The sequence below is a fragment of the Halalkaliarchaeum sp. AArc-CO genome, assembly GCF_024972735.1.
GTDB lineage: Archaea > Halobacteriota > Halobacteria > Halobacteriales > Haloferacaceae > Halalkaliarchaeum.
Genome location: NZ_CP087723.1, coordinates 381,652 through 407,062 on the forward strand (window position 1 = coordinate 381,652; position 25,411 = coordinate 407,062).

General features: G+C 66.7%; 24 protein-coding genes. 10 read left to right on the forward strand and 14 right to left on the reverse strand.

The genetic code is table 11. The features are described from left to right. Positions 1-8: 8 nt before the first annotated feature. Together AArcCO_RS02645 and AArcCO_RS02650 are read right to left on the reverse strand one after the other, a co-directional pair. A complete protein-coding gene (locus AArcCO_RS02645; protein ID WP_259534868.1) occupies positions 9-497 on the reverse strand; it encodes a PIN domain-containing protein in 489 nt (162 codons plus the stop codon). Further along, positions 498-791 (reverse strand): UPF0175 family protein, encoded by a 294-nt coding sequence (locus AArcCO_RS02650; protein WP_259534869.1) that lies wholly within the window; start codon positions 789-791, stop codon positions 498-500. Positions 792-1,020: 229 nt separating this feature from the next. On the opposite strand from AArcCO_RS02650, the gene AArcCO_RS02655 reads away from it, so the two are divergent. Further along, positions 1,021-1,812: an RlmE family RNA methyltransferase gene (locus AArcCO_RS02655; protein WP_259534870.1), complete on the forward strand. Its 792-nt coding sequence runs from the start codon at positions 1,021-1,023 to the stop codon at positions 1,810-1,812. A gap of 42 nt (positions 1,813-1,854) precedes the next feature. Here the strand turns inward: AArcCO_RS02655 and AArcCO_RS02660 are convergent, their stop codons facing one another. The 5 genes from AArcCO_RS02660 to AArcCO_RS02680 form a co-directional block, all read right to left on the reverse strand. After that, the gene (locus AArcCO_RS02660) at positions 1,855-2,571 is read right to left on the reverse strand and encodes a queuosine precursor transporter (protein ID WP_259534872.1); all 717 of its coding nucleotides are present in this window, start codon (positions 2,569-2,571) and stop codon (positions 1,855-1,857) included. Between the two features lies 1 nt (position 2,572). After that, positions 2,573-2,749 carry a ribbon-helix-helix domain-containing protein gene (locus AArcCO_RS02665; protein WP_259534873.1) on the reverse strand — a complete coding sequence of 59 codons (177 nt, stop codon included), beginning with the start codon at positions 2,747-2,749 and terminating at the stop codon, positions 2,573-2,575. A 27-nt stretch (positions 2,750-2,776) separates the two neighbouring features. Further along, on the reverse strand, positions 2,777-3,868 hold the full coding sequence (locus tag AArcCO_RS02670; RefSeq protein WP_259534874.1) for an S-methyl-5-thioribose-1-phosphate isomerase: 1,092 nt from the start codon (positions 3,866-3,868) through the stop codon (positions 2,777-2,779). A 77-nt stretch (positions 3,869-3,945) separates the two neighbouring features. Then, positions 3,946-4,587, reverse strand: coding sequence for a ribulose-1-phosphate aldolase (locus AArcCO_RS02675; RefSeq protein WP_259534875.1), 642 nt, complete (start codon positions 4,585-4,587; stop codon positions 3,946-3,948). 1 nt (position 4,588) lies between these two features. Next, on the reverse strand, positions 4,589-6,838 hold the full coding sequence (locus AArcCO_RS02680) for a twin-arginine translocase subunit TatC (protein WP_259534876.1): 2,250 nt from the start codon (positions 6,836-6,838) through the stop codon (positions 4,589-4,591). A 118-nt stretch (positions 6,839-6,956) separates the two neighbouring features. Between AArcCO_RS02680 and AArcCO_RS02685 the strand changes: the two genes are divergently transcribed. After that, positions 6,957-8,216: a twin-arginine translocase subunit TatC gene (locus AArcCO_RS02685; RefSeq protein WP_259534878.1), complete on the forward strand. Its 1,260-nt coding sequence runs from the start codon at positions 6,957-6,959 to the stop codon at positions 8,214-8,216. 31 nt (positions 8,217-8,247) lie between these two features. Here AArcCO_RS02685 and AArcCO_RS02690 read toward each other — a convergent pair whose 3' ends face one another. Beyond that, positions 8,248-8,484, reverse strand: a complete 237-nt coding sequence (locus AArcCO_RS02690; RefSeq protein ID WP_259534880.1) for a ubiquitin-like small modifier protein SAMP2 — start codon at positions 8,482-8,484, stop codon at positions 8,248-8,250. A gap of 134 nt (positions 8,485-8,618) precedes the next feature. Here AArcCO_RS02690 and AArcCO_RS02695 point away from each other — a divergent pair, with 134 nt between their 5' ends. From AArcCO_RS02695 to AArcCO_RS02710, 4 genes are all read left to right on the forward strand, one after another. Beyond that, a complete protein-coding gene (locus AArcCO_RS02695; RefSeq protein WP_259534881.1) occupies positions 8,619-10,586 on the forward strand; it encodes an ABC transporter ATP-binding protein in 1,968 nt (655 codons plus the stop codon). 365 nt (positions 10,587-10,951) lie between these two features. After that, positions 10,952-11,701 carry a creatininase family protein gene (locus AArcCO_RS02700; RefSeq protein WP_259534882.1) on the forward strand — a complete coding sequence of 250 codons (750 nt, stop codon included), beginning with the start codon at positions 10,952-10,954 and terminating at the stop codon, positions 11,699-11,701. A gap of 128 nt (positions 11,702-11,829) precedes the next feature. Then, on the forward strand, positions 11,830-12,483 hold the full coding sequence (locus AArcCO_RS02705; protein WP_259534883.1) for a potassium channel family protein: 654 nt from the start codon (positions 11,830-11,832) through the stop codon (positions 12,481-12,483). 226 nt (positions 12,484-12,709) lie between these two features. Next, positions 12,710-13,318, forward strand: a complete 609-nt coding sequence (locus tag AArcCO_RS02710) for a DUF7384 family protein (protein ID WP_259534884.1) — start codon at positions 12,710-12,712, stop codon at positions 13,316-13,318. 42 nt (positions 13,319-13,360) lie between these two features. On the opposite strand, the gene AArcCO_RS02715 is transcribed toward AArcCO_RS02710, so the two are convergent. Further along, entirely contained in the window at positions 13,361-14,050 is a 690-nt protein-coding gene (locus AArcCO_RS02715; RefSeq protein ID WP_259534885.1) for a non-canonical purine NTP pyrophosphatase, read from the reverse strand. 108 nt (positions 14,051-14,158) lie between these two features. On the opposite strand from AArcCO_RS02715, the gene AArcCO_RS02720 reads away from it, so the two are divergent. Continuing rightward, positions 14,159-16,072, forward strand: a complete 1,914-nt coding sequence (locus AArcCO_RS02720; protein WP_259534886.1) for a S9 family peptidase — start codon at positions 14,159-14,161, stop codon at positions 16,070-16,072. Positions 16,073-16,159: 87 nt separating this feature from the next. Then, positions 16,160-16,600: a universal stress protein gene (locus AArcCO_RS02725; RefSeq protein ID WP_259534887.1), complete on the forward strand. Its 441-nt coding sequence runs from the start codon at positions 16,160-16,162 to the stop codon at positions 16,598-16,600. Positions 16,601-16,990: 390 nt separating this feature from the next. Here AArcCO_RS02725 and fdhF read toward each other — a convergent pair whose 3' ends face one another. Then, positions 16,991-19,042 (reverse strand): formate dehydrogenase subunit alpha, encoded by a 2,052-nt coding sequence (fdhF, locus tag AArcCO_RS02730; RefSeq protein WP_259534888.1) that lies wholly within the window; start codon positions 19,040-19,042, stop codon positions 16,991-16,993. Between the two features lie 125 nt (positions 19,043-19,167). On the opposite strand from fdhF, the gene AArcCO_RS02735 reads away from it, so the two are divergent. Together AArcCO_RS02735 and glmS are read left to right on the forward strand one after the other, a co-directional pair. Continuing rightward, entirely contained in the window at positions 19,168-20,367 is a 1,200-nt protein-coding gene (locus AArcCO_RS02735) for a sugar phosphate nucleotidyltransferase (protein WP_259534889.1), read from the forward strand. Beyond that, positions 20,367-22,235, forward strand: coding sequence for a glutamine--fructose-6-phosphate transaminase (isomerizing) (gene glmS, locus AArcCO_RS02740; RefSeq protein ID WP_259534890.1), 1,869 nt, complete (start codon positions 20,367-20,369; stop codon positions 22,233-22,235). The genes AArcCO_RS02735 and glmS overlap by 1 nt, the downstream gene beginning before the upstream one ends. On the opposite strand, the gene mobB is transcribed toward glmS, so the two are convergent. The 4 genes from mobB to AArcCO_RS02760 form a co-directional block, all read right to left on the reverse strand. Then, positions 22,222-22,719, reverse strand: coding sequence for a molybdopterin-guanine dinucleotide biosynthesis protein B (gene mobB, locus AArcCO_RS02745; protein ID WP_259534891.1), 498 nt, complete (start codon positions 22,717-22,719; stop codon positions 22,222-22,224). The two genes, glmS and mobB, sit on opposite strands and share 14 nt — an antisense overlap. Then, positions 22,716-23,435 carry a molybdenum cofactor guanylyltransferase gene (locus tag AArcCO_RS02750; protein ID WP_259534892.1) on the reverse strand — a complete coding sequence of 240 codons (720 nt, stop codon included), beginning with the start codon at positions 23,433-23,435 and terminating at the stop codon, positions 22,716-22,718. The genes mobB and AArcCO_RS02750 overlap by 4 nt, the downstream gene beginning before the upstream one ends. A 44-nt stretch (positions 23,436-23,479) precedes the next feature. Next, positions 23,480-24,898, reverse strand: coding sequence for a phosphoglucosamine mutase (gene glmM, locus AArcCO_RS02755; protein WP_259534893.1), 1,419 nt, complete (start codon positions 24,896-24,898; stop codon positions 23,480-23,482). Positions 24,899-24,976: 78 nt separating this feature from the next. Beyond that, positions 24,977-25,360: a hypothetical protein gene (locus AArcCO_RS02760; protein WP_259534894.1), complete on the reverse strand. Its 384-nt coding sequence runs from the start codon at positions 25,358-25,360 to the stop codon at positions 24,977-24,979. Between the last annotated feature and the right edge of the window lie 51 nt (positions 25,361-25,411).

Below are 25,411 nucleotides of genomic sequence, written 5' to 3' on the forward strand. Positions count from 1 at the left end.
GCTCCGAGTTAGTTCTCCAGTTCTCGGAGCTTCTTTTGCACCTGTGTGTAGACTTTCGGGTGCAGGTTCATCCCCTCGTCAACGAGGTCGTACAGGACGTCAGTTGCCTCATCGCCCGTCACGTCACCGGTTTTCACACAGCTGAGCAACAGCGTCGTCACCCACCAGCACTCGACGCCGTGGCTCCTGGCGACCTCGATCAGCCCCTTGTCGTTGGCGAGAAGGATCTCCTCGTCGTCCTCCGATTGCAGGATCACCGAGGCGTCGGCCACCGCGATGCCCTCCATCGACGCCACCGCTTCGGCCCGCGCTGGCGTGTCGTGAATAGCTACGTCCGACAGAAACTCCTCGAGCACCGCAGTTCCACGTTTCCCCTCGGTGAGGACTTCCTCTCGAACCGCTGCAGTCGTCCGAACCTCGTCGAAGGCAGTCGGGACGAGATCGAGCCGGCCGACCCACGCGAGTGGAATCAGCGCGGAAGAGTCGACGACGACCATCTAGATGCGGTTGAGATCCCGTTCGAGGTCGTCGGTCGTGTACCCGACGTCGATCCCTTCCTCGGCGGCGAGCGTCAGCATCTCGACGTACGAGACGTCCGCGAGTTCCGCCGCCTTCCGGAGTGTGATGCGGTGCTCGCGGAGCTGGTCGAGTGCCCGCTGCGTGCGCCAATCGTCGAGGCCCTGTCGGATGAGTCGTCGAAGAACCTCCGACCGGTCGGCACTCATTTCCTCCTCGAGTTCGGCGAGTGCCTCCTCGTCGTCTTCCGGAATGCGCGTGGTGACCGTTTTCATCGTTACGATTCACTACGTTACGATACGCAATAGATGTAACGGGGTGGGTAGGCGTCACGCACCCAACAGTCGACGAATGGGTCCCGTAGTGGTCGCCAAGCTGGTGGGGACTGGCGTCGTCGGTCCCATCCGATGTACCTTTCCGGGGCGATAGCGTTTCCTCTTGTATGAACACAGAGTCGTCGGCGCTCTCGGAGTCGAACGGGGTAGGAAATACGGTGACGTGAGCATGGCAGGCAAGGATCACTACTACAACAAGGCCAAACAGGAGGGCTACCGGACCCGGGCCGCCTACAAACTCCTGCAGATCGACGAGACCGCCGATCTCTTTTCGGGCGGGGAGACGGTCGTGGACCTCGGGGCGGCGCCGGGCGGGTGGCTCCAGGTCGCCGCGGAACTCGTCGGCGACGCCGGGACCGTCGTCGGCGTCGACTTCCAGCGGATCCGGGAGTTCGACGACGAGGAACTGGAAAGCGAGGCCCGGATCGAGACGATCCGCGGGGACATGACCGACGAGCGGACCCGCGACCGGCTTCGGGACGCCGTCGGCGAGGGCGGCGCGGACGTCGTCGTCTCCGACATGGCGCCGAACATGACTGGCGAGTACTCGCTGGATCAGGCCCGGTCGGTTCACCTGGCCCGCCAGGCGTTCGAGACCGCCCTCGAACTGCTCGCGCCCGGCGGGGACCTCGTCGTCAAGGTGTTCGAGGGACGGGACCTCGAGGATCTCAAAGCGGATATCGACGCCGAGTTCGAGTACGTCCGGGTGGTCTCGCCGGACGCCTCCCGGGACTCCTCCTCGGAGGTGTATCTCGTGGCGAAAGGTCGGATCACCGCGCCCGTCGAGGCGGGGGATCGGCTCACAGTCGAAATCACCGACACTGGACGCGAGGGCGACGGTATTGCGAAGGTCGACGGCTACACGCTGTTCGTTCCCGGAGGGGAGCGCGGGGAAACCGTCGAGGTAGTCGTCGAGGACGTCAAGCCTCGGTTCGGGTTCGCCGAACGCGTCGACGGCTGACGGGCGTCGTCGCGACGGTTCACCTTTTCAAAACGGTCCCGCTCACGCCGGCGAAACCTCGTACCGACGTACCGCACCGACCACGAGATAGACGAGCGGCGTGTCCAGCACCGCGATCCCGAGCTTCAACAGGTACTGGCCGATCATCAGCGCGACGACGACGTCGCCCGGGAGCACCGGCCCGAGTCCGATCGCGCGGGGGAGCAGCCAGAACGCCACGCCGACGAAGATCACCGTGTCGATCGCCTGGCTCGTCCCGGTCGAGACGATGTTGCGCAGCCAGAGCCGCTCTCCGCTGGTCTGCTCTTTGATCCAGTGGAACACCACCACGTCGTAGTTCTGGCTCACCACGTACGCGAGCAGGCTGGCGGCGACGATGTTCGTCGAAGCGCCAAGTACCGTCTCGAACGCCGCCGGGTCGATGCTCGAGGGCGCCGCCGGCGCCAGGATCGTGCTCCACACAAGCGCGAGCACGAGGAAGTTCATCAGGAAGCCGACGTTCACGAGCACCTGCGCCGCCCGCTTGCCGTACAGCTCCGTGTAACAGTCCGACGCCAGGAACGTCAGGGCGTACGCCAGCGCCGCCCCCGGCAAGGCGAGCTCTGCGCCGGTCACCGGCAGCGCGAACGGGAGTTCGAACTGCAGCACCTTCGAGGCGGTCAACTGGGCGGTCACCAGCGACGCGACGAACAGCGCCGCCAGGGCGACTGCCCCGGCGGGCAGCGTCGGCTGGTCCTGCGTTACCGAGCGGACCGACACGTTACTCGTCCTCCTCCAGCCGGCCGTGCCGCTCGTCGATGTCGTCCAGCAGGTCCAGCGTCTTCCGGATCGACGCGCGGATCGCCTCGCTGCGGTTGACGAACTTCCCGTCCTCGCCGACGTGTTCGTCGAGATCGGAAAGCAGCTCTTCGGGCACCTCGACGCTTATCTTGGGCATACCCGAGTCATCTCTCGGGAGTATCCTTCAAGTGCTCGATTCCGGTTCGGGGGCCCGCTCGAAGTCGCTTCGATCCAGCGGTGGCTCGTACACCCCGGTCTCCGTGACGAGGTAGTCGACGAGCTCCATCGGCGTCGGATCGAACGCCGGATTGAACACCGGCACGTCCTCGGGGGCGTTCTGGCGCCCGTAGATCTCCCGCAGCTCTGCGGGATCCCGCTGTTCGATCTCGACGTCTGTGGCGCTCAGTTCGGTGTCGACCGTCGAGTGCGGCGCCGCCACCACGAACGGGATGTCGTGGCGATCCGCCAGGACCGCGTGTTTGTACGTCCCGATCTTGTTGAAGACTGCGCCCTGTGGCGATGTCTCGTCTGTCCCGGCGAGGAACGCTTCGCCGCCATCGAGCACCACCCGATCGGCGCCGACGACTACGGCGTCTACTAACCCTCGCTGCATGCACAACCCGCTTGCGTTGTCGGGGATCAGCGTCACTTCCACGTCCCGTTCCTGTAGTTCGACGGTGGTGATCCGGGAGCCCTGGTTGAGGGGTCGGGTCTCGTTTGCGATCACGTCGACGCTCTTGCCTGCCTCGTGGGCCGAGTACACCACACCCAGTGCGGTCCCCCAGTCGACGGTCGCCAGCGCGCCCGCGTTGCAGTGGGTCATCACGGTGTCGCCGTCCGCGAACAGTTCTGCCCCGTGTTTCCCGATCGTTCGGTTGCGCTCGACGTCGGCGTCGGCGACGTCCTTCGCCGCCGCCAGCGTCCGCCGTCGTGCCTCCGCGATCGACTCACAGCCGTGGAGTTCCCCGAGAACCGTCTCGACCTCCCGCGAGAGGTTGACGGCCGTCGGTCGAGCGCTGGCGATCGCGTCGGCGTCCTCGCGGACGGCCTGCTCGAACTCCTCGAGGGAGTCGGCGTCGGTGCGCCGGGCGGCAAGCGCCACCCCGAACGCCCCGGCGGCCCCCAGTGCGGGCGCACCCCTGACGCGAAGGATCTCGATGCTCTCGACCAGCTCCGGTACGGTCTCGGCGTGATCGGTCGTGTACTCGGTCGGAAGCTTCGTCTGATCGACCATCTCGATGCAGTCCCGGTCGTCGTCCCAGTCGATGGTGCGCATGGTCGGTCCCGTCCCTATCCATGTTTCGGGCCCCAGCCGTCAAGAACGCTCGGCTCGATCGACGGGCTCTCCCCGGACTACCCGCTACCTTCGTCGGGGCCGTACTCCTCGAACTTCTGTGCAGCCGCCTCGATGTCGTCCGACGACAGCACCTCTGGTTCGCCGATCGACCGCGCCCGACAGTACACCTCCGCGACCGATTCGACGGCCACGGCCGTCTCGACGGCGCCCGGGACGTCCTCGCCCGTCGCGACGAGCCCGTGGTTCGCGAGCAGGCAGGCGTCGCTTCCGGTGTTCTCCATCGCCTCGACCGCGTTGTCCGCGAGCTGTTCGGTCCCGTAGGTCGCGTACGGCGCAACCGGCACGGTCTCGCCGGCCAGCGCGATCATGTAGTGAACCGGCGGGAGCGGTTCTCCGAGCACCGCGAGGGTCGTCGCCCACGGCGAGTGGGTGTGGACGATCGCCCCGGGCTCGAACCGCTCGTAGATCCGCCGGTGCATCGGCGTCTCGCTCGAGGGTGCGATATCGCCCCACAGTACCTCTCCGTCGAGGGAGACGACCGGGACGTCACCAGTGTCGATCTCCCCGTACGGAACACCCGAGGGAGTGATCGCCATTCGGTCCTCGCGCCGGGCGCTGAGGTTCCCCGTGCGACCGGGAGTAAGCCCGGCCAGTCGGCGCGCGTGCTCGGCGACCGTTTCGCGTTCCGAGGCGAGCATCCTACGTCTCGACGACCTCCAGCGCCGTCGAGGTGGTGTCGACGATCTCGGCCGGCGGAGACAGGTTGCGTCTCCCGCCGAGCGTGACGAAAAACAGCACGAACAGGCCGATGCCGTAGGCGGCCATCAGCGGGATCGTCACCAGGAACATCGTGACGATGTCGGCGGGCGTGAAGACCGCGGCGAACGTGAGCATCGCGAGCAGCACCTCGCGCCACCGGTTGCGCATCGCCTGGTAGGGGATCCCCGCGTAGTTCAACAGCACCATCAACACCGGCACGTCCGCGAGGATGCCGATTCCGGCGGTCGTGAAGACGATCAGCCAGAAGAAGTCGTTGATCCGGTAGGAAATGATCATCCCCGCATCGAGCGCGTCGCCGACGAGATACGAGATCAGCCACGGGGCAAAGAAATAGTAGCCCAGCATGAACCCGCCGATCAGTCCGCCGACGAGCGCGCCGGTCCACAGGAAGACGACGTTCTGTCGCCCACGGACGAAGCCGAGTTCCCGCAGCGCCGGCCACGCGTAGTACGCGATGACGGGGAAGATCGCGAGCACGCCCACGAGCACCGAGAACTTCACGATGAAGATGAGCGCCTCCACCGGATGGAGGGTGATGACGTTCACGTTCTCGGCGACGACCTCGCTGGGAAGCCGGCCCAGGAAGTTGTCGAAGACGTTCCCCAGCCCGCCGAGGTACAGCCACGTGAACGTCGCCGCCATCACTGCGAGGAACGTCCCGACGATGATGAACGACCGCGACCGGACGCTGTCGAAGATGAACTTCAGGTCCTTGTAGTAGCCGCCGATGTCGTCCTCGTCGTCTTCGGTCAACTCCTCGAGGAACGTCGATCCCGCCCGGGTGCCCCGTTCCCCGAGTTCGCCGGCGATGTCTTCGGCCGCCTCGCCGGCGCTTGCGCCGCCAGCCGCCCCGGAAGCTCCTGCCGCTCCGTTCCCGTCGTCGCTTTCGGCGCGCTGTGCTTCCACCTCGTCGAACCGGTCGAGCAGTGCCTGAGCCTTTTCGGGGTCGTCGGCGTCGAGGGCAGCGCTGGCCAGTTGCATCACCTCATCTTCGCTCAGCTCTTCGAAGGCCTCAATCGGCGCCGCCCGGACGCCTCCCGCGTCGAGTTCTCCGAGGTCGATCGCCGTCGGATCGCCGTACAGCTCCGGTTCCTCCTCGGGGTCGAGGCCGGCGTACACGAGGTACATCAGTCCCAGGACCGCAAACAGGACACCCGTGAGGAGACCGTACAGCGCGATCGCGGTCGGCTCGGCGACGCCGAGTCCCTCACCGAGCGGGACGATCCGGTAGTCGCTGCCCATCCACGCGAGTAGATCGTTTGCCGCTTGTCGACCGCCGTAATCGTAAAAGCCGTATACAGCGGCGACCCCGACAACGAACAGTCCGGCGAGCACGTTCCACTTCCGGCGGATCGTCGTCGGCACGTCGATCGTCTCGCTTCGCCGGCGGGCGGTGACCGCGATCTTCGCGAGGTACAGGGAGACGCCGTACAGCGCGATCAACGGGACCGCCCACATGATCTGCGTGAACGGATCCGGCGGTGAGAACATCGCGCCGAAGACGAAGATGAGCACGACTGCGTATTTCCATTTGTCCCGGAACGTCTCGTACTGGACGATGCCGGCGTACGACAGCCCGGTGACGACCAGCGGCATCTGGGCGGCGAGGCCGAACGACAGCGACAAAAAGACGATGAACTCCGTCCACATCACGATCGAGTAGCTCGGCGCGAAGCCGGCCTCGAGACCGAAGCTCGCGAGGAACGCGAACATGAACGGGAAGAAAATGCTCTGGCCGTAGAAGACCCCGCCTGCGAAAAGTAGCGCCGCGAGGACGCCGATCGTGGCCATCTTCCACCGAGGGATCGGTGCGTCCGGCCACATGTCGCGCTCGCGAAGCGCCTCCCTGGAGAAGTAGATCAGCGGCGGGATGGCGGCGATGACGCCGACGATGAGGCCGATCTTCGCCTGCAAGAGAATCACGTCGAACGGCGTCAGAACGATGATCTCCAGCTGGGCCTCCACGTCGGGCGGCATCTGAGCTCGGGTGACGCCCTTGAGGTAGTCCCAGACCCACAGCCGAAGTGCGTAGAACGTCCCGAGAAAAACGAAGAGAAACACCATGAAGGCCTTCTGCAGGTCCTTCTGGGCCGAACGGAGCATCGCCCGAACGGCGTCGCTTCCCTCGGCCAGCGTCTGCTGGGTGTCCTCGTCGAGGGCGCTGGACATACCCACTACTCGGCCACTAATGCCTATCAACCTTTTCAACCGTGCGCGGCTTCTCGAACGGGCCGTCCGCGGAGCTATCAGAAAAGGCCTATAATGGCCGGGACTGAACGTCAGGTGAATGGGCGACCCGGACCGCGACGAGCCGTCGGAACCCGACGCCGAATCCGAACCGGAGAGCGACCGGTCCGAGGACGCGGATGCGGAACGCCGCAAGGACGACGCCGAACGCGGCGAGCAGGGGACGGACGAAGGAGAGTCGTCCGAACCGACGTCGTACGATCTCGACGACGAGGGGCTGTTCCCCGGACCGGAGAGCTTCGACTCGAACGAGGAGGACGGGAACGCTGACGACGGAGCCGACGGAGCCGCCGACGATAGCGAAGTCGATGACGATGGCGAAGTCGACGCGGAAGACGCTGCTGCGATCAACGAAGGGACGAGTCCCCGGCCGAACCGACGGCGTATGCGTCCCAAGCGGGAGGGCAAGGACGACGGTACAGACGACGAAGACGATGACGACGATGACGACGAAGACGATGACGACGAAGACGACCAAGACGATGACGATGAGGATGTTGAGGAGGTGGACGACGAGACAGTCTCGAACGGTGCCGGTGCGGTAGCCACCGAGCGCGACGACGACGAACCGCTCTTTGAAGGGCCGGAGTCCGACGAGGAGATGCCGCTTGCGGACCACATCGAGGAGATGATGCGGCGGCTCGGCGTCGTCTTCCTCGTGGCGGGGATCGCGACACTCATCGCCTACCCGTCCGCAGACATCGCCATCAACTACTTCTGGTCGAGTCACATCCCGGACCCGGGAGTGAACCGGCCGCGGGTGTACGGTCCCCTCGAGTTCATTCTCACGAAGCTCAAGGTCGCCGGACTCGCCGGCCTCGTGTTCGGGCTGCCGGTGTTCGTCTACGAGACGTATCTGTTCATGCGTCCCGGCCTGTATCCCCGGGAACGGCGGTATTACCTGGCGGCGATTCCCACGAGCCTGGTGCTCGCGACGATCGGGGGACTGTTCGCACACTTCGTCGTCCTGCCGGCCATCTTCGCGTACTTCACCGCCTACACCGAGGGGACCGCAGTGATCGCGTTCGGGCTGGCGGAGACGTTCAACCTCATCGTCGTCCTGATCGGGTACATGGCGGTCGTCTTCCAGATCCCGCTTTTGATCATGCTCGCGATCATGATGAACCTCGTCACGCGGGAGTGGCTGGAGGACAAGCGGCTCCTGTTCTGGGGTGGCTTCCTCGGCCTCTCGTGGCTCGTGACGCCGGACCCGACCGGGATGGCGCCGATCATCGTCACACTCACTATGATCGGACTCTACGAGGGGACGCTCGCGCTGCTCCGGTGGACCGGGAACTGATTGCGGCTCCGGAACGCAGAGACGTTTCGGGCTATCTGCGACGATCACCGTCGCGGTTGACGCGGGAGACGCCGCCCTTTATCAGTCGCAGCACGGTCATCCGGTCTGTGTCGACTGGTGCGTCCTCGGGCACCGGGGTCCCGTCGACGAGCACTGTCGCCTCCTGCGTGTTGTATCCGACCCCCCGAACGACGTCACCGTAGGTGGCGTCTACATCGAGCTCGAGAGTGCGTTCACCCTCCCCGACCACTTCGACTGTCACCTGCATGTCCCTGGAAGGAGGTTGCCGGCGTCGCCACTTGCCACTTTCTCTGGCAGGCGCTGTACGACAACCTCCGACTGTCGTCCTCAGTTTCGATTCGAAGGAAAGTTTCATCCGCACCGATCCGCTATCCGAGTGCAATGAGCGGCATCGACTGGGAGAAAGACGACCCGTTCGAAGAACAACGGGACAAGATAGAGAACCCGATGAAGCGGCTGTTCTCCGAGTACGGGAGCGACTACACCTTCCAGGCCGTGGTCGGGATCCTCGCCAGCGTCGTCGCCCGGGTGCTCGACCTGCTGCCGCCGCTGATGCTCGGAATCGCGGTCGACGTGATCTTCGTCACCCCGGCCGAACACCAGGGCGCGGAAGCGGCGGCGTTCGAGGAACAGATCCCGCTCGTGTTGCTGCCGGAGGCGTGGCTCCCGGCGACACAGACCGGACAGTTCTGGTTCACCGTCGCCGTCATCGCCGGCGCGTTCCTCGTCGGGGCGGGGTTCCACTGGACGCGCAACTGGGGGTTCAACTCCTACGCGCAGAACATCCAGCACGACATCCGGACGGACACCTACGACGAGATGCAGCGGTTGAACATGGATTTCTTCGCCGACAAACAGACCGGCGAGATGATGTCAATCCTCTCGAACGACGTCAACCGACTGGAGCGGTTCCTCAACGACGGGATGAACTCCCTGTTCCGGATGCTGGTGATGGTGGTCGCGATCGGCGTGTTGCTGTTCTGGATCAACTGGCAACTGGCGCTCGTGGCACTCCTGCCGGTCCCGCTCATCGCCGGCTTCACCTACCTGTTCATCAAGATCATCCAGCCGAAGTACGCGGAGGTCCGGTCGACGGTCGGGAACATGAACTCCCGGCTGGAGAACAACCTCGGCGGGATCCAGGTGATCAAGTCGTCCAACACCGAAGACTACGAATCCGATCGGGTCGACGACGTCTCGTTCGACTACTTCGACGCCAACTGGGACGCCATCGAGACGCGGATCAAGTTCTTCCCGGGGCTGCGTCTGCTCGCGGGAATCGGCTTTGCGGTGACGTTCATCGTCGGGGGGCTGTGGGTGTTCCAGGGGCCGCCGGGGCCGTTCACCGGCGAGCTCTCGGTTGGGATGTTCGTGGTGTTCATCCTCTACACCCAGCGGTTCATCTGGCCGATGGCGCAGTTCGGGCAGATCATCAACATGTATCAGCGCGCCCGGGCGTCGGCGGCGCGGATCTTCGGGCTGATGGACGAACCGTCCCGCCTGGCGGAGGATCCCAACGCGACCGAGCTGACCGTCACCGAGGGGCGGGTGGAGTACGACGACGTCACGTTCGGGTACGACGAGGAGGAAACGATCGTCGAGAACGTCGACTTCACCGTCGAGGGCGGCGAGACGCTCGCACTGGTCGGCCCGACCGGCGCCGGGAAGTCGACGGTCCTGAAACTGCTGTTGCGGATGTACGACGTCGACGAGGGATCGATCCGGATCGACGGCCAGGACGTCCGCGAGGTGACGCTGCCGAGCCTGCGCCGGTCGGTCGGCTACGTCGGCCAGACCACGTTCCTGTTTTACGGCACCGTCCGGGAGAACATCACCTATGGTACCTTCGACGCGACCGACAGCGAGGTGATCGAGGCAGCCAAGGCCGCCGAGGCTCACGAATTCATCCAGAACCTGCCCGACGGCTACGACACGATGGTCGGCGAGCGCGGGGTGAAGCTCTCGGGCGGACAGCGCCAGCGGGTCAGCATCGCCCGCGCGGTGTTGAAGGATCCAGACATCCTCATCCTCGACGAGGCGACCTCCGACGTCGACACCGAAACCGAGATGCTGATCCAGCGGTCGCTCGACCGACTCACCGAAGAGCGGACGACCTTCGCCATCGCCCACCGGCTGTCGACGATCAAGGACGCCGACACGATCGTCGTCCTCGAGGACGGTCGGATCGTCGAACGCGGCACTCACGGGGATCTGCTCGAAAACGACGGGCTGTACGCCCACCTGTGGGGCGTGCAGGCGGGCGAAATCGACGAACTTCCCCAGGAGTTCATCGAGCGGGCGGCCCGGCGGCGGGCCCGGACGGAAGTCAGTGGCGGGGACGACGACTGATACTGATTATTTATCAGTTGTTGGCAATGTGATTTACTTTAGTTAGCTCGGAACGCGTAAACTGGCGTTCCGAACTCGATTACCGCGGATTCGTATATAAACCTGAGTCATATTGCCAACTACTGTTATGGGCGGGACGTTGACGGCCATCGTCTCCAAAAACAGTGATCTTCCGGGTGAACGGGGGCGTTTATTGTGAACGGACGGCAGTTCTACACTAGGGACGGAGTGCCTCTGACAGCACGGGAGTGGTGAGTAATCCACGTTCTTTCCCGTCCCGCTACGGTTCTGACGTGCAACCCGCCATCCACGTTGCAGAGCGTCGAGGAGGAAGGCAAAAATCCCTCCCCCGTCCACTGGGTAGTATGCGACTGTCCGAATCGACCTGGAGCGAGGTTCGCGAGGCCGATCCGACGGTGGCGCTCGTTCCCGTCGGCAGCACCGAACAGCACGGGCCCCACGCGCCGCTGGGAACCGACACGCTCAACGCGGTTTCGGTCGCCGAGGCGGCCGCACAGCGGTACGAGGCAAACGACGATGAAGGCGGGGACCGATCGGCCGACGACCTCCTCGTCGCCCCGCCGATCCCGGTGGGGGTCGCCGAGGAACACCGCGCGTTCGACGGGACGCTGTGGGTGTCGCCCGACACGTTCCGTGCGTACGTCCGGGAGACGGCAGAGAGCCTGGCGCACCACGGGATCGAAGACGTCGTGTTCGTGAACGGCCACGGCGGGAACGTCGACGCGCTCTCGGAGACGGCGGCTCGACTCTCCCGGGACGGGACGGCCTACGCGCTGGCGTTCACCTGGTTCGACGCCGTCGGCGACCACTCCAGCCGGATGGGACACGGCGGCCCGTTGGAGACGGCGCTGTTGCGTTCGACTCACCCCGAACTCGTTCGCGACGACCGGATCGAGGAGGCCCGCGAGGGGGCGTCCGACCGGTGGGGCGAGTGGGTCGCCGGCGTCAACCTCGCACACGACTCGGCTGAGTTTACGGACAACGGCGTCGTCGGCGATCCGGGGGAGGCCACCGCCGATTTCGGCGACGAACTTCTCGAACTGTCCGCGGCGGCGCTCGTCGATCTGCTCGCGGCGATGGACACCAGACGCTGAGGGATTGACATCCGGCGCTGAGGCTCGATCCGGTCTTCCCCACTCCTCCGGGGACGGGTGGGTGGTGGCGCCGGACGACTGCGGGTTTTGGTGAGGGTTTTTTGGTATGGGTTGTCGTAACAGCGACCATGAACGTCATCGTAGTCGGCTACGGTCGAGTCGGAGCGCGGACCGCACGCGTCCTGAAAGAGGAGGGCCACGACGTCGTCGTGGTCGAAAACGACAGTGAGGTGGCGGAACGCGCGCGGAATCGCGGCTTCACCGTCGTCGTCGGCGACGGCTCCGAAGACGCGGTGCTCGAGGAGGCCGGCATCGAAACCGCCGACGCGATCGGCGGGTTCACGCGGAACGTCGACACGAACTACGCGGTGTGTATCCTGGGGACGAAACACGGCTGTCGGACGGTCATGCGGATCACCGAGGACTTCAGCAGCGACGTGTACGATCGGTACGCCGAGGCTGTCGACGACGTCGTCTACCCCGAACGCCTCGGCGCCGCCGGGGCGAAGACGGCGCTTCTGGGCGGGGACTTCAACGCGATCGCCGACCTCACCGAGGAGTTGCAGCTCACTACTGTCAGCGTGACCGACGACGCGCCGATCGTCGGCGCCCACGTAAACGAGATCGACCTGGGTGGCCGCGGCCGGATCTACGCGCACGGCCGCGACGAAGAACCGATGACGATTCCGCTCCCTGGAACGATCGTAGAGGCGGGCGATAGGCTCGCGCTGCTGGTCGATTCAGATCAGATAGACGTCGTTCGAACGGAACTACTCGGTTGAAAGGGGTTGAAAAGGCGCGGCGCAGTGCCACGCCGGATGGGGTGTCGGGTGTGCCGGGCGCGCGGGGTGGGAGGATGGGAACTGAGGCCGTTGCGCGCCCGTGCGGAGAGACAGGCGGATATCTTATAAAAGCCCGTCAGACGCCCGTCTGCCGTTCCGTTGTCGGCCGTGTCGTCGTCCGCGTCGACGTCGGAAGACGGATGTAGATCCCGACCACATCGCCGATATGGACTGGGCGACGCTTTTCAGGCAGGCTGGCGACGCCGTCGTCGAGGCGGACGACGTCAGTGGGGCCCTCGTACGCCATCGGGAACGGAGTGGGGAACGCCGGAACGAGACGGAACGCGACGACGAGACGGAGACGCCGCCGGAGCCGAGTCCCGCCCGGGTCGTCGCCGACGCCGACGTGCTCGCGGCGGATCTGCTGGTCGGTGACGCCTCGCGGGAGGCCCTCGAGAGGGTGTGGCGCCACTCCTGGATCGAACTCCTCGCCAGCGACCCGCTACTTTCTGACGCCGAGGCGACGATCGCCGAGCTTTCGACGCCGGAGCTGGCGGCCGACTGGCGGGAACTCGTCGAAGAGTGGCGGGAACCGGTCACGCATCCGGCGGGCGATCATTCGGGGTTGGCCTCGGCCTACCGGGGCGGTGCGATGCATCTGCTCAGTTTCGATCGCGTGCTCTCCAGCCCTCGGGCGGGGGCCGAACTCAGGGGCCGTGTCCCGCTCAGCGTTCGGGAACCCCGGGCGTTCACAACGGTGTTCGACGCGGAGAGCCTCTACCTCGAAGTCGTCGGCGGCGAGTATCCCGGCCCGGATCGGCCGTCGAGAGTCTGACGGGACGGCGAGGCCGGGCGGAATCCACTCGACGGACGGGGCTCACTCGACCCGATCGCGTCGGGCCTGGAACCACTCGGCGAACTTCGCGAGCGCACGGCCGCGGTGCGAGAGGGCGTTCTTCTCGGCGGCGTCCATCTCGGCGAACGTCGTCCCGCCGTGTTCGAAGATTGGATCGTACCCGAACCCGCCGTCGCCTCGCGGCTCGACGATACGCCCCGGAACGTACCCCTCGAACAGCTTCACGGGGAGCGTCTCGCTTTCGGCGCCTTCGGTTCCCGCTGACGATCCGTTCGGGGAGGATCCGCCCGGATCCGATCCCCCTGGGCTGGAGGCGGCGGCGACGGCCCGGTCGTCTCTGGCGACGGTGTCCGGCGCCGCCTCGAACGGGCCGCCGTCACAGTACGCCAGCACGCACCGGAACGACGCGCGGGTGTCCTCCTCGGCCAGCGCGATGCGGGCGACCCGCTCGATCCCGAGGGTGTCCTCCACGAACGAGGAGTAGGTGCCGGGGAAGCCGTTCAACGCGTCGACGAACAGGCCGGCGTCGTCAGTGATCACGGGCTCGCCGCAGGCCCGGTACGCCTCCCGTGCGCCGTGGGCCGCGATCGTTCCGGGGTCGTCCGACTGAATCTCGACGTAGTCGTAGTCGAACTGTTCGACGGCGCCGTCTCCGAGGTAGTCGGCCGCCTCGCGCATCTTCCCCTCGTTGGTCGTCACGTACCGCAGCATGGGGAGGCCTCCGGGGGGATGACTGATAGGCGCATCGATGCCGACGAGAGGGCCCAGATAAATTCCGGGAGCCGAGCACTCAAACCAACCCCGGTCCAACGGGGTGATATGCCAGGCCCTGACGATGCCGCTGACGTCGACGTCCTCGAGGAGCTCGCCAACCTGCCGACGCTCGCGCACCCGACCGCCGCACCCGACGGCCGAGAAGTGGCGGTGTACTACGACATTTCCGGCCGGAACGAACTCCACGTGCTCGACGTCGAATCCGGCGAACTCCGTCAATGGAGCGACGGGGAGGTGCCGCGAAACGCCAGGTGGTTCATCGAGTGGGGCGCCGACTGCGACCGGGTGTACTTCCACAACGACGAGGGGGGCAACGAACAGAACGACGTGTACGCGATGACCCGCGAGGGCTCGGTCGAGTCGGTCGTCGAGATGGGCGGCCAGATCGCGATCGGCGACGTCGGTGACGACGGTCGCACGCTGCTTTTCGCCGCCAGCCGCGACGGACAGATGAACGCCTACCGTCACGATCTGGAGACGGGAGAGACGACGAAGCTCACGGAGTACGACCGGGCCGTCGGCGGGCTGACGCTGTCGCCCGACTGCGAGCGGTTCGCCTACGCCACGAACGAGGCGGACGACTACAACAACCGAGACGTGTACGTCGCCGACATCGACGGCTCGAACCCCCGAAACCTGGAGATCGGCGACGTCGGCGCCGAAGCCGCCCCCAGCGACTGGGGTCCCGACGGGGATCGCCTGCTCGTCTCCGACAACACGCCCGACCTCGGGCGGATCGGGGTGTACGACTTGGCCGCCGACGAGGTGACGTGGCTCGGCGACGGCGAGTACGAGGAGCAGCCGGCTGCGTTCCTGCCCGACGGGCGGCGGGTGATCGGCACACGGATGCGGGAGGCGGTCACCGTTCCGATCGTCTACGACCTCGAAACCGGCGAGGGTCGCGAGTTCGACCTCCCGGAGGGGGTCGCTGGCTTCGGTATGGGCGGGAGCCCTGTGCTGGACGACGACCGGGTACTCCTCACCCACACGACGCCGACGACGCGGTCGGAGCTCCTCGCGTACGACCTCTCGACGGACGAGGCGGAGACGCTTATCGAGGCCGAGTACGGCCCGTTCGAGCCCGACGACTTCGCCGACGCGGAGTACCTCACTGTCGACTCGGACGGCGTTCCAGCGACGCGACAGGCGGCGGTCGAACACGACCCCTCCGAGGAACTGGAGATCGGCGCGCTGTTTTACGACGCCGGAGTCCGACCGTCGCCGCTGATCGTCAACCCGCACGGCGGCCCCCGACACCGCGACAGCAAGCGGTTCGACCTGTACACGCAGGTGCTCGTCTCCCGTGGCTTTTCGGTGCTGCAGGTGAACTACCGCGGTTCGACCGGCCGGGGGCGGTCGTTCGTCCGGGCGCTGCACGACGACTGGGGCGGCGCCGAACAGGGCGACGTCGCGACTGCCGCCGAGCACGTCATCGGAACGCACGACTGGATCGACGACGACCGCGTGGTCGTCTTCGGCGGCTCCTACGGCGGCTACTCTGCCTACTGGCAGCTTGTCCAGTATCCCGACCTGTACGACGCGGGGATCGCCTGGATCGGGCTGACGGATCTCGACGACATGTTCGAGAACACGATGCCCCACTTCCGGACGGAACTGATGGAGAAATACCTCGGGACGCCCGGGGAGAATCCCGACCTGTACCGCGAGCGGTCGCCGGTCACCCACGTCGAGAACCTGAACGCGCCGCTTTTGATCGTCCACGGGGTCAACGACCGGCGGGTGCCGGTCTCACAGGCCCGGATCTTCCGGGAGGCGCTCGCCGAGTCCGGCTTCCAGGAGGGCCCCGACGGCGACTTCGAGTACCGCGAGCTCGGCGAGGAGGGGCACGCCTCCTCCGACCGCCAACAGAAGCTTCGCACGTTCCGGTTGCTCGACGAATTCCTCGAGCGCCGCATCGGTACGGATGCCGAGGAGTCGCGGATCGAGGTCGGCGACTGAGGGTCGGGACGCGAGTCCGGTGGCGTCGCTCCTCACCGACTGTTCGACGGCCAACAGTTATCCGCCCGGTGTCCGAAGCAGTCGACGATGTACGACGACGTGTTGATCCCGACGGACGGAAGCGAGACGGTCCCGGAGGCGCTCGAACACGCGCTTCCGATTGCGACCGACAACGACGCCACGGTACACGCGCTGTACGTCGTGGACTCCCGGATCACGGCCGCGGCCGACAGGGAGACTCGCGAGGAGGTCGAGGCGTCGCTCGAACGGGAGGGAACGGCGGCCATCGAGGCGGTCGCGGAGGCTGCGACCGACGCCGGACTCGATTCGACGACCGCGATCCGGAAAGCGACCCCGTGGCGGGGGATTCTCGACTACGCGGACGATGCGGGCGTCGACCTGATCGTCATCGGGAGCCACGGGAAAACACCCCGAGAGAAGATCACGTCGCTGGGCAGCGTCTCCGAACGGGTCGTCGACGACGCCGAGATCCCGGTGCTTGTCGTCCGGAGTCCCGACGGCGGCTGACCGCGACGCCGTCCGGTGTCCCGACGGCGGCTGATCGCGACGCCGTCCGGTGCCCCGACGGCGGCTGATCGCGAGGCCGTCCGGTGTCCCGACGGCGGCTGACCCACGGGGTCATCCATCGCAGTCTGTCGATTCGGACGCCCCCTGTCCGACACCACTCATAAATACCAGGGGTTCATACCTCACTATGGGATCACCGGACTGCCGGATCGTCAGACACCCCATCCGGGACGTACGTCGCGTTTCCCCTTTCCCCCCACGCGAGTACGATCCTGTTTCCGGCACGGGATCCCGTTTTTCCGGACGTCGACGCGTCGGAGCCGAAAAACGAAGTCGCACTCCTCGAAAAGCGGTGCGGCCGTGGAGCGACTGGATCAGTCGTCGATTGGATCAGTCGTCGACGGGGGCGACGCTCACGCCGGAGTGTTTGTACTCGGGGATCTTTGCGACCGGATCGAGCGCGTCGCCGGTCAGCGCGTTCGTCAGCGGATCCGCGTAGTGGAACGTGAGGAACACCGCGCCCTCGCGGACCGCCGGCGTCACCGCCGCCTCGACCTCGACGTCACCCCGTTCGTTCTCGACGCGGACCAGGTCGCCGTCCTCGATTCCCCGCGGTTCGGCGTCGGCGGGGTGGATCTGGAGGACGTCCTCGCCGCGCATCCGCATCAGCGTCTCCGAACGCCGGCTGAGCGCCCCGCTGTTGAAGTGCTGGAGCACGCGACCGGTCGTCAGCGCCAGTTCGTCCTCTTCGAGTTCGTCTGCGGGCGGGACGTGTTCCAGCGGCACCAGCGGTGCGGTCTTCTCCCCGGTGGAAAACTCCTCGCGGTGGAGCACAGCGGTACCGGAGCCGTCTTCGGGGGAGAAGGGCCACCGCTGACTCGACTCGCCGATCCCGTCGTAGCTCATCCCGTCGTAGATCGGACTGACCTCCGTGATCTCGTCGAACACCTCTCCGGGGCCGTCGTAGTCGAACGCCTCCGGGCGGTCGGTGAGGCGCGCGCCGATCTCCGAGATGATCTCGAGGTCGAGCCGGGCATCGCCGGGGAGGTCGGCGTTGGGGCGCATCCGGATGACCTGCCGGTCGGTGTTGGTGACGGTTCCGGACTTTTCGGCCCACGAGCTCCCGGGCAGGAGGACGTCGGCGTGTTCGGCGGTTTCGGTCTCGAAGAGGTCCAGTACCACGAGGAAGTCCAGCTCCTGGAACTCCTCTTCGACGCGTCCGGAGTGAGGCTCCGTGACGGCGGGATTCTCCCCGAAGACGAACGCGCCCTTGACGCCGTCGCCGAACTCGTGGGTGAACTCGACTTCGGTGAGTCCCGGCGTCGCCGGGGGCTCGACGCCCCATACCTCGGCGACGCGTTCGCGCGCCTCATCGTCCTCGACGGGTTCATACCCCGGCAGGATGTTCGGCAGGGCACCCACGTCGCCGGCGCCCTGGACGTTGTTCTGGCCGCGCAGCGGGTTGACGCCGGTGCCGCGCCGGCCGACGTTGCCCGTGAGCAGCGAGAGGTTCAAAAGCGAGTGGACGTTGTCCGTCCCGCAGTGGTGCTGGCTCATCCCCATGCCGGTGAAGATGGCTGCGCGGTCGGCCTCGGCGTACGTCCGGGCCGCCTCGCGCAGTTCCTCGGGGTCGACGCCGGCGAGTTTCGCGTTCTCCTCGACGTCGATCCGCTCGATGTGCGCTTTGAACTCCTCGACGTTGGAGACGCGCTCTGCGAGGAACTCCTCGTCTTCGAGCCCCTCCTCGAGGATCGCGGCCGCCATCGCGTTGAAAAGCGGGATGTCGTAGCCCGGCCGGACCGGCAGGTGGATCCCCGCCGCGTCGGTCGTCGAGTTCTCTCGCGGGTCGACGTGGATCATCTCGCCGCCGTCGCGGATCGCCGGCAGGAAGTACGACCGGAACGCGACCGGGTGCTGTTCGGCGGGATTGGCCCCGGCGACGAGGTAGACGTCGGCCTCGGTGAGGTCATCGAGGGTGTTCGTCATCGCTCCGGCGCCGAACCGCTCGCTCATCGCCGCCACCGTCGAGGAGTGACACAATCGCGCGCAGTTGTCGACGTTGTTCGTCCCCAGCATCCGGGCGAGCTTCTGGTAGACGTAGTTCTCCTCGTTGGTCGCGTTCGAGGAGGCGAAAAAGCCGATCGCGTCGGCACCGTACTCGTCGACGATCCCGCCGAGTTCGGACTCGACGCGACCGAGCGCCTCCTCCCAGCTTGCGGGCACCAGTTCGCCGTCTTCGCGCACGAGCGGCTGGGTGAGCCGGTCCTCGTGGTCGACGAAGTCGAACGCCGCCGCACCCTTCGGACACATCTCCCCTTTCGTGTTCACGGGGCCCTTCCACCCGGTGCCTTTCCCACTCTTTTCGCTGTACTCGACGCCACAGCCGACGCCACAGAACGGACAGACGCTCTTTTGCGCCCTGAAATTTCGGTCGGTGCTCATAGTGATGTCAGTACGCGACGGTTGAGTAGTCTCCCCCAAATGTATACCGATCGAACGTGACGAACGTGTCGCGTCACCGTATCTCGTCCCTGTAGTATTTTGGCACTGGAGGCTGTGTCTCCGATATGAACCTTCGAACCGCGGTCGTGCTCGCGGGCGGCGAGGGCGACCGCCTGCGGCCACTGACCAGAAACCGGCCGAAACCGATGTTGCCGGCGGGCAACCGGCCGATCCTCGAGTACGTCTTCGACAGCCTCATCGACTCCGGGATCGAGCAACTGCACGTCGTCGTCGGCTACAAAGGGACCAGAGTGCAGGATCACTTCGGCCCGACGTACCGCGGCGTTCCCCTGGCGTATCACCGACAGGAGAAACAGCTCGGCAGCGGCCACGCCCTCCTGCAGGTTCGGGGTGCGATCGACGAGCCATTCCTCGCGGTCAACGGCGACCAGATCGCCGACCCGTCGATCGTCGCGGACGTCGCCGCCGCCCACATGGAGGGGGGCGCCGTCGCGACGCTGAGCGTCGTCGAGAGCCGGGAGGCGTCCCGGTACGGCTCCGTCCGCCTCGACGGCGACGAGATCGTCGAACTGGTCGAGCGCCCGGAAAGCGGCGACTACCGCCTGCTCAACGCCGGCGTCTACGGTTTCGACCCGGCCTTCCTCGGGGCGCTCGCCGCGACGCCGCGGGTGGCGGGGAGCCTCCCGCTTCCGGCCGCCGTCTCTCGGCTCGTCGCCGACGAGGACCACCGCGTTCGGGGCGTTCGAACCGAAGGCTTCTGGACGGACGCGACGTATCCGTGGGATCTGCTCACTGCGGCCCGCCAGGTGTTCGACATGGGATGGGTCGAACTCCCAGAACGCGATCCTGATGTCTGGATCGCCGACAGCGCGACGGTCCATCCGGACGCGACGCTTCAGCCGCCCGTGGCGGTCTCGGCGGACTGCGAGATCGGCGCGGGCGCTGTCGTCGGGCCGACCGCGTCGCTCGGGACGAACGTCACCGTCGACGCGAGCGCCGTGGTTCGCGACTCGGTGGTCGGCGACGACTCCCGGATCGGGGCGAACGCGACGGTCGTGGACGCCGTCTTCGGCCAGGACGTCAGGCTCGGTCCGGGATCGGTCATTCCCGGCGGTGACGCCGACGTTCGAGTGAACGACCGGATCCACGAAGGTGAGCGACTCGGCGCGGTCCTCGCCGATCGGGTCGACGCCGAGGCGGGCGTCGTCTTCTCGCCGGGCGTCCTGGTCGGGCCGAACGCGTCGATCGACGTCGGCGTCCGGCTGGTTCGGAACGTCTCCGCCGGGGCAGAGGTGACCCGCTGATGTGTGGGATCATCGGCTACGTCGGGCGGCGGGACGCGCTCGACGTGCTCGTCGGCGGGCTCAATCAGCTCGAATACCGCGGCTACGACTCCGCGGGGGTCGCGCTCGCGAACGGCGCAGACGAGGGCGCCGGTAGCGACGCGGACAGCGCCGCAACTGTGGACGTCGACGTCGTCAAGCGCGCCGGCGAACTGTCGGCGCTGGAGGCGGCGCTGGAGGAGCGACGACCCTCGGGCACGACTGGAATCGGCCACACACGATGGAGTACACACGGCCCGCCGACCGACGCGAACGCACACCCTCACACCGACGAGGACGGGCGGGTCGCGGTGGTACACAACGGGATCATCGAGAACTACGACAGATTGAAAGACGAGCTCCGCGCGGACGGCCACCAGTTCGATAGCGACACCGACACGGAGGTGGTGCCCCACCTGATCGAACGGGAACTCGAGGCTGGATCCTCTCCGGAGACTGCGGTCAGACGGGCTGTCGACCAGCTCTCCGGTAGCTACGCCATCGCCGCCGTCGTCGCCGGTACCGACGCCGTCTACGCCGCCAGGAACGACTCGCCGCTCGTGCTCGGGGTCGGCGAGGACGGCTACTACCTCGGCAGCGACGTCCCCGCGTTCCTCGAACACACCGCTCGGGTGGTCTACCTCGAGGACGGCGAATTCGTGCGACTCACCCCCGACAGCTGGACCGTCACCTCCCCCGACGGGAACCCGGTCGAAAAACAGATCGACACCGTCGACTGGGATCTCGAGGACACCGGGAAGAGCGGCTACGACCACTACATGCTCAAGGAGATCAACGAGCAGCCGCACGCGCTCCGACAGTGTCTCTCTGGGCGCGTCGACGAACTCGAGGGGCGCGTCGAACTGGCGGAACTGGACGCGCTCCTCCAGGACCCCCCGGAAGCGGTGCAGTTCGTCGCCTGCGGGACCTCATATCACGCTGCGCTGTACGGGGCCCGCCGCTTCCGCGATCGGGGGATCCCGGCGCAGGCGTTTGTCGCCAGCGAGTACGCAACGGAGGCGCCGCCAACGGGCGATCGGCTGGTGATCGGGGTTACCCAGAGCGGTGAGACGGCGGACACCCTTTCTGCGCTCCGGGAGGCACAGAGCCGGGGGGTCGAGACGCTCGCGGTGACGAACGTCGTCGGATCGACGGCGGCCCGGGAGTGCGATCACGCGATGTACATCCGGGCGGGTCCGGAGATCGGCGTCGCCGCCACCAAGACGTTCTCTTCACAGCTCGTCGCGTTGAACCTCCTCGTCGAGGCGGTCGCGAACGGCTCCCGATCGGGTGACCGGGCACAAAGCGATCGAGTCAGGGAGCGACTCGCCGCACTCCGGGAGCTCCCCGGGCAGGTCCAGCAGATCCTCGACGAATCGAACGCCGTAGACGTAGCCCGCACGTATCTGGATTCGTCGGGGTACTTCTTCATCGGGCGGGGGTACAACTATCCGGTCGCGCTGGAGGGGGCGCTCAAGTTCAAGGAGATCACCTACGAACACGCCGAGGGATTCCCCGCCGGCGAGTTGAAACACGGGACGCTCGCGCTCGTCACCGCCGACACCCCCGTGATCGCCGTGGTCACCGGCGACGACGAAATCGCCCGCAAGACCGTCGGGAACGTAAAGGAGGTCGAGGCGCGCGATGCGCCGGTGATCGCCGTCACGGACGGCCGCTCGGACGTGGAGCGGTACGCCGACGAGGTGCTCGAGATTCCCGAGGCGCATCCGGTGACGATGCCGTTGCTGGCGAACACGCAGCTCCAGCTCGTCGCCTACCACGTCGCAAACGAACTGGGGCGTTCGATCGACAAGCCCCGGAACCTGGCGAAAAGCGTCACCGTGGAGTGAGGTACTCGAGGATCGCCTCGATATCCACGTCGTCTGCGGTCTCCGCTGTGGCGATCACCCGGCTGTGGCCCTCCCGTTCGGAGTCGTCCGGATCAGTCGTCCCCAGCACTACGGCCGGCACCGCAGCCGCGGAGAACCCCTCGACGAGCGCAATCTCGTAGCCGTCGCATTCGAGCTCTGCGAGAACCGACTCGAGTGCAGCCACGTCGTCGTCACCCTTGCCGCCGCGTGCGATCCGGAACGTCAGCGACGGCGTGACGCCGATCGCCGCATCGGCGCCGGCGGTTCGGTGACGGTGGGTGTCCCGCCCGGGTGTGTCCGGTTCGACGTCGTGATGGATCGCCTTCACCGTCGCAACCCGGCCGTCCGTTCGCTCGCCGAGGCGTTCGACGAGTCGCTCGAGGAGCGTGGTCTTCCCGGAGTCGCTCGGGCCGACGACCTGCAGGACCGAAAGCGACCCCCGGTTCGGCTCGTCGGGGGTCACCGTTTCGCTCCCGTCCCTGCGGGCGGTGTTTCCGCCTCGATCGTCTGTGTGATCTCGCGGAGATCTGTGGGGGTGTTGACGTTCCGGAACGACGCTTCCCCGCCGGGGAGCTGATCGGCGGGAACTGCCCGTACGGAGAGTGGATCGAACGCCGAAAGCACCGCCCGGTTGCGGACTTGCTCGAGCGACGTCACGCCCGACCGGAGTGCGTCCGTCCGGCAGGCCGCACACAGCGGCTGGAGCCGGCTGCCGACGGATGGCAGGGCGGCATCGGCGGGCGGTCCTTCGCCGAACTCGCCTCCCAGCGCTGTCAACAGCGTCTCGAACGCGGCCGTTTTAACGAGCGGGAAGTCGCCGCCGAACACGAGCGTGGCGTCCGTGTCATCGCCGATCTCGTCTATCGCCGACGCGAGCCCGGCGAGGGGCCCCCCGTCAGGTCTGTCGTCGAACGCGAACGAGACCGGGACGTCGCGATCGGGGCCGTCGGTCGTCCCAAGCGCGGCCGCCAGCCCGTCGCGTTGCTCCCGGCGGCAGCTCGCGACGATCCGGCGCGAGAGCGGTTCGACCGTCCGCACGACCCGTCGGATCATGGGCTCGCCCGCGACGTCCGCGGTGAGTTTCTCCCGATCGCCGAACCGTCGCGAGAACCCGCCGGCAAGGATGATCGATTCGACGACGGCGTCTCCCGGTGACACCCCGTCACAGTTCCGATCCATACACGATGTAGACGGCAGGGAATCATATGTACCCGAGGGCGTTCTCACGGTTCGGGAGTCGACTGATCGTCGAGCTGGTCGGTTGCGTCCGAGAGCAGTTCCCGAGCGATCCGGGCCAGTTCGTCGCGGCGATCCGTAGTGGTCGCTTCGGCGGTGATCCGGACGAGCGGCTGGGTTCCGCTGGCGCGCACGAGGAACCAGCCGTCCTCGGCGTCGACCCGGATCCCGTCGATCGTCGTGAGCTCGGTCTCGCCGTCCGACTCCGGGCCGAACCGATCGCGGGCGAGGTCGGTCGCAACGTCCATCAGCTCCCGCTTGCGGTCCGTCTCCACCTGGTCGCGGACGATCGGGTACGGTTCGAACGCCGACAGGAGGCTGCTCAGTCCCTCGCTCCCGGCGGCCACGTCCTCGGCGACGATCGCCGCAAGCGCCACCGCAGCAAGCGGGCCGTCGGGGCACCGGGTTCGGTCGGGGCGAATCCACGCCCCGCTGGGTTCGCCGCCGAAGACGACGTCCTCCGTTCGGGTCGCCTCCGCGACGTGGACGTCTCCTACCTCGGTGTACTCCACGTCGGCGCCGAGGTCCCCGAGCGCGTCGGCGACCAGCTGACTCGTGTCGACAGGGACGGCCACGCGTTCGCCGGGCCCTGCAGCACGCGTGGCAAACAGCGCGAGCAGTTCGTCTCCCGGAACGAACCGTCCCGTTTCGTCCACGGCCAGCAGCCGATCGGCGTCGCCGTCGTGGGCGAGCCCGAGGTCGGCGCCGATCGCCTCCACCGTCGCCGCGAGCGTGTCGCAGGTTTCGGCTGTCGGTTCGCTCGGTCGCCCGGGGAACCGGCCGTCGGGCTGGGCGTTGAGCGTTTCGACCCCGACGCCCAGTTCCGCGAGCGCGTCTGCAGTCACCCGCCCGGCGCCGTTGCCGAGATCGAGCACAACCGAAAGCTCCGCGAGCGCCTCATCGGAGGCGTTCTCGCGCCCGTGGTCCACCAGCGCCTGTCGGTGTGTCTCGATCGCCGCCGTCGAGTCGGTTTCCTCGCCCAGTCCGTTTGCGCCGACCAGTTCGAACGATTCCTCCCGGATCCGGCGCTCGATCCGCCGGCGCTGTTTCGGCCGGTACGCTCCGCCGTCCGGATTCCAGAGCTTGAACCCGTTGTCCGAGGGGGGGTTGTGCGAAGCGGTTACGGCAATGCCGACGTCGGCGTCGTGGACGGCGACGCCGCGGGCGATCGTCGGGGTCGACGCCTCCCCGATCCGGACCACATCGGCCCCGGTCTCGCGGAGCCCGGCCGACAGGGCGTCCGACAGCACCCGGCCGCTCTCGCGGGGATCCCGGCCGATCACCGCGGTTTCGATCGCGTCGCCGTCCGGTCGGCGCTCGCTCCCGATCGCCCGCCCGAGAGAGACCGCGAGCGCGGCCGTCACCTCCGACCCCACAGCTCCTCGAATGCCACTCGTTCCAAACACGTTTCGTTGCCTCGCCCTACGGAGTAAAAACAGTTCGCCCAGTCGGGAACGGTGGCGCTCCCCGTCCCCGATCTTCGACTACTTCTGCCGGAGTTCGTCGATCGCCACCAGCAGATACACGAGTCCCACGAACCGCGCCAGCGTGTACACCGCCGACCGCCACTCACACTCTTCGGGGTTCCGATACGCCAGCCGGGTGCCGTAATCGACGAACTGTTCGGGGTACGCCAGCGCGAACAGCCCGACACCCCCGAAGAACTTCTTCAGTGCGGCGTAGGAACCGCCGCCGCGCCAGGCGATCAACACGTACAGCGCCCCCTCGATCCGGATCGCCGGAACGACCCACGACCGGAGTTCGGGGACGCCGGGCGTCTCCGTGGCCCACCGCTCGGTCGCTTTCGCGAGCCGATCGGGTGCGAGCACCCACAGCAATCCCAACACGCCGAGGAGTTTCCGGAACATGGTCGAACGGACGCGCGACTCCGGCAAAAGTGTATCTCTGCCAATACTTGG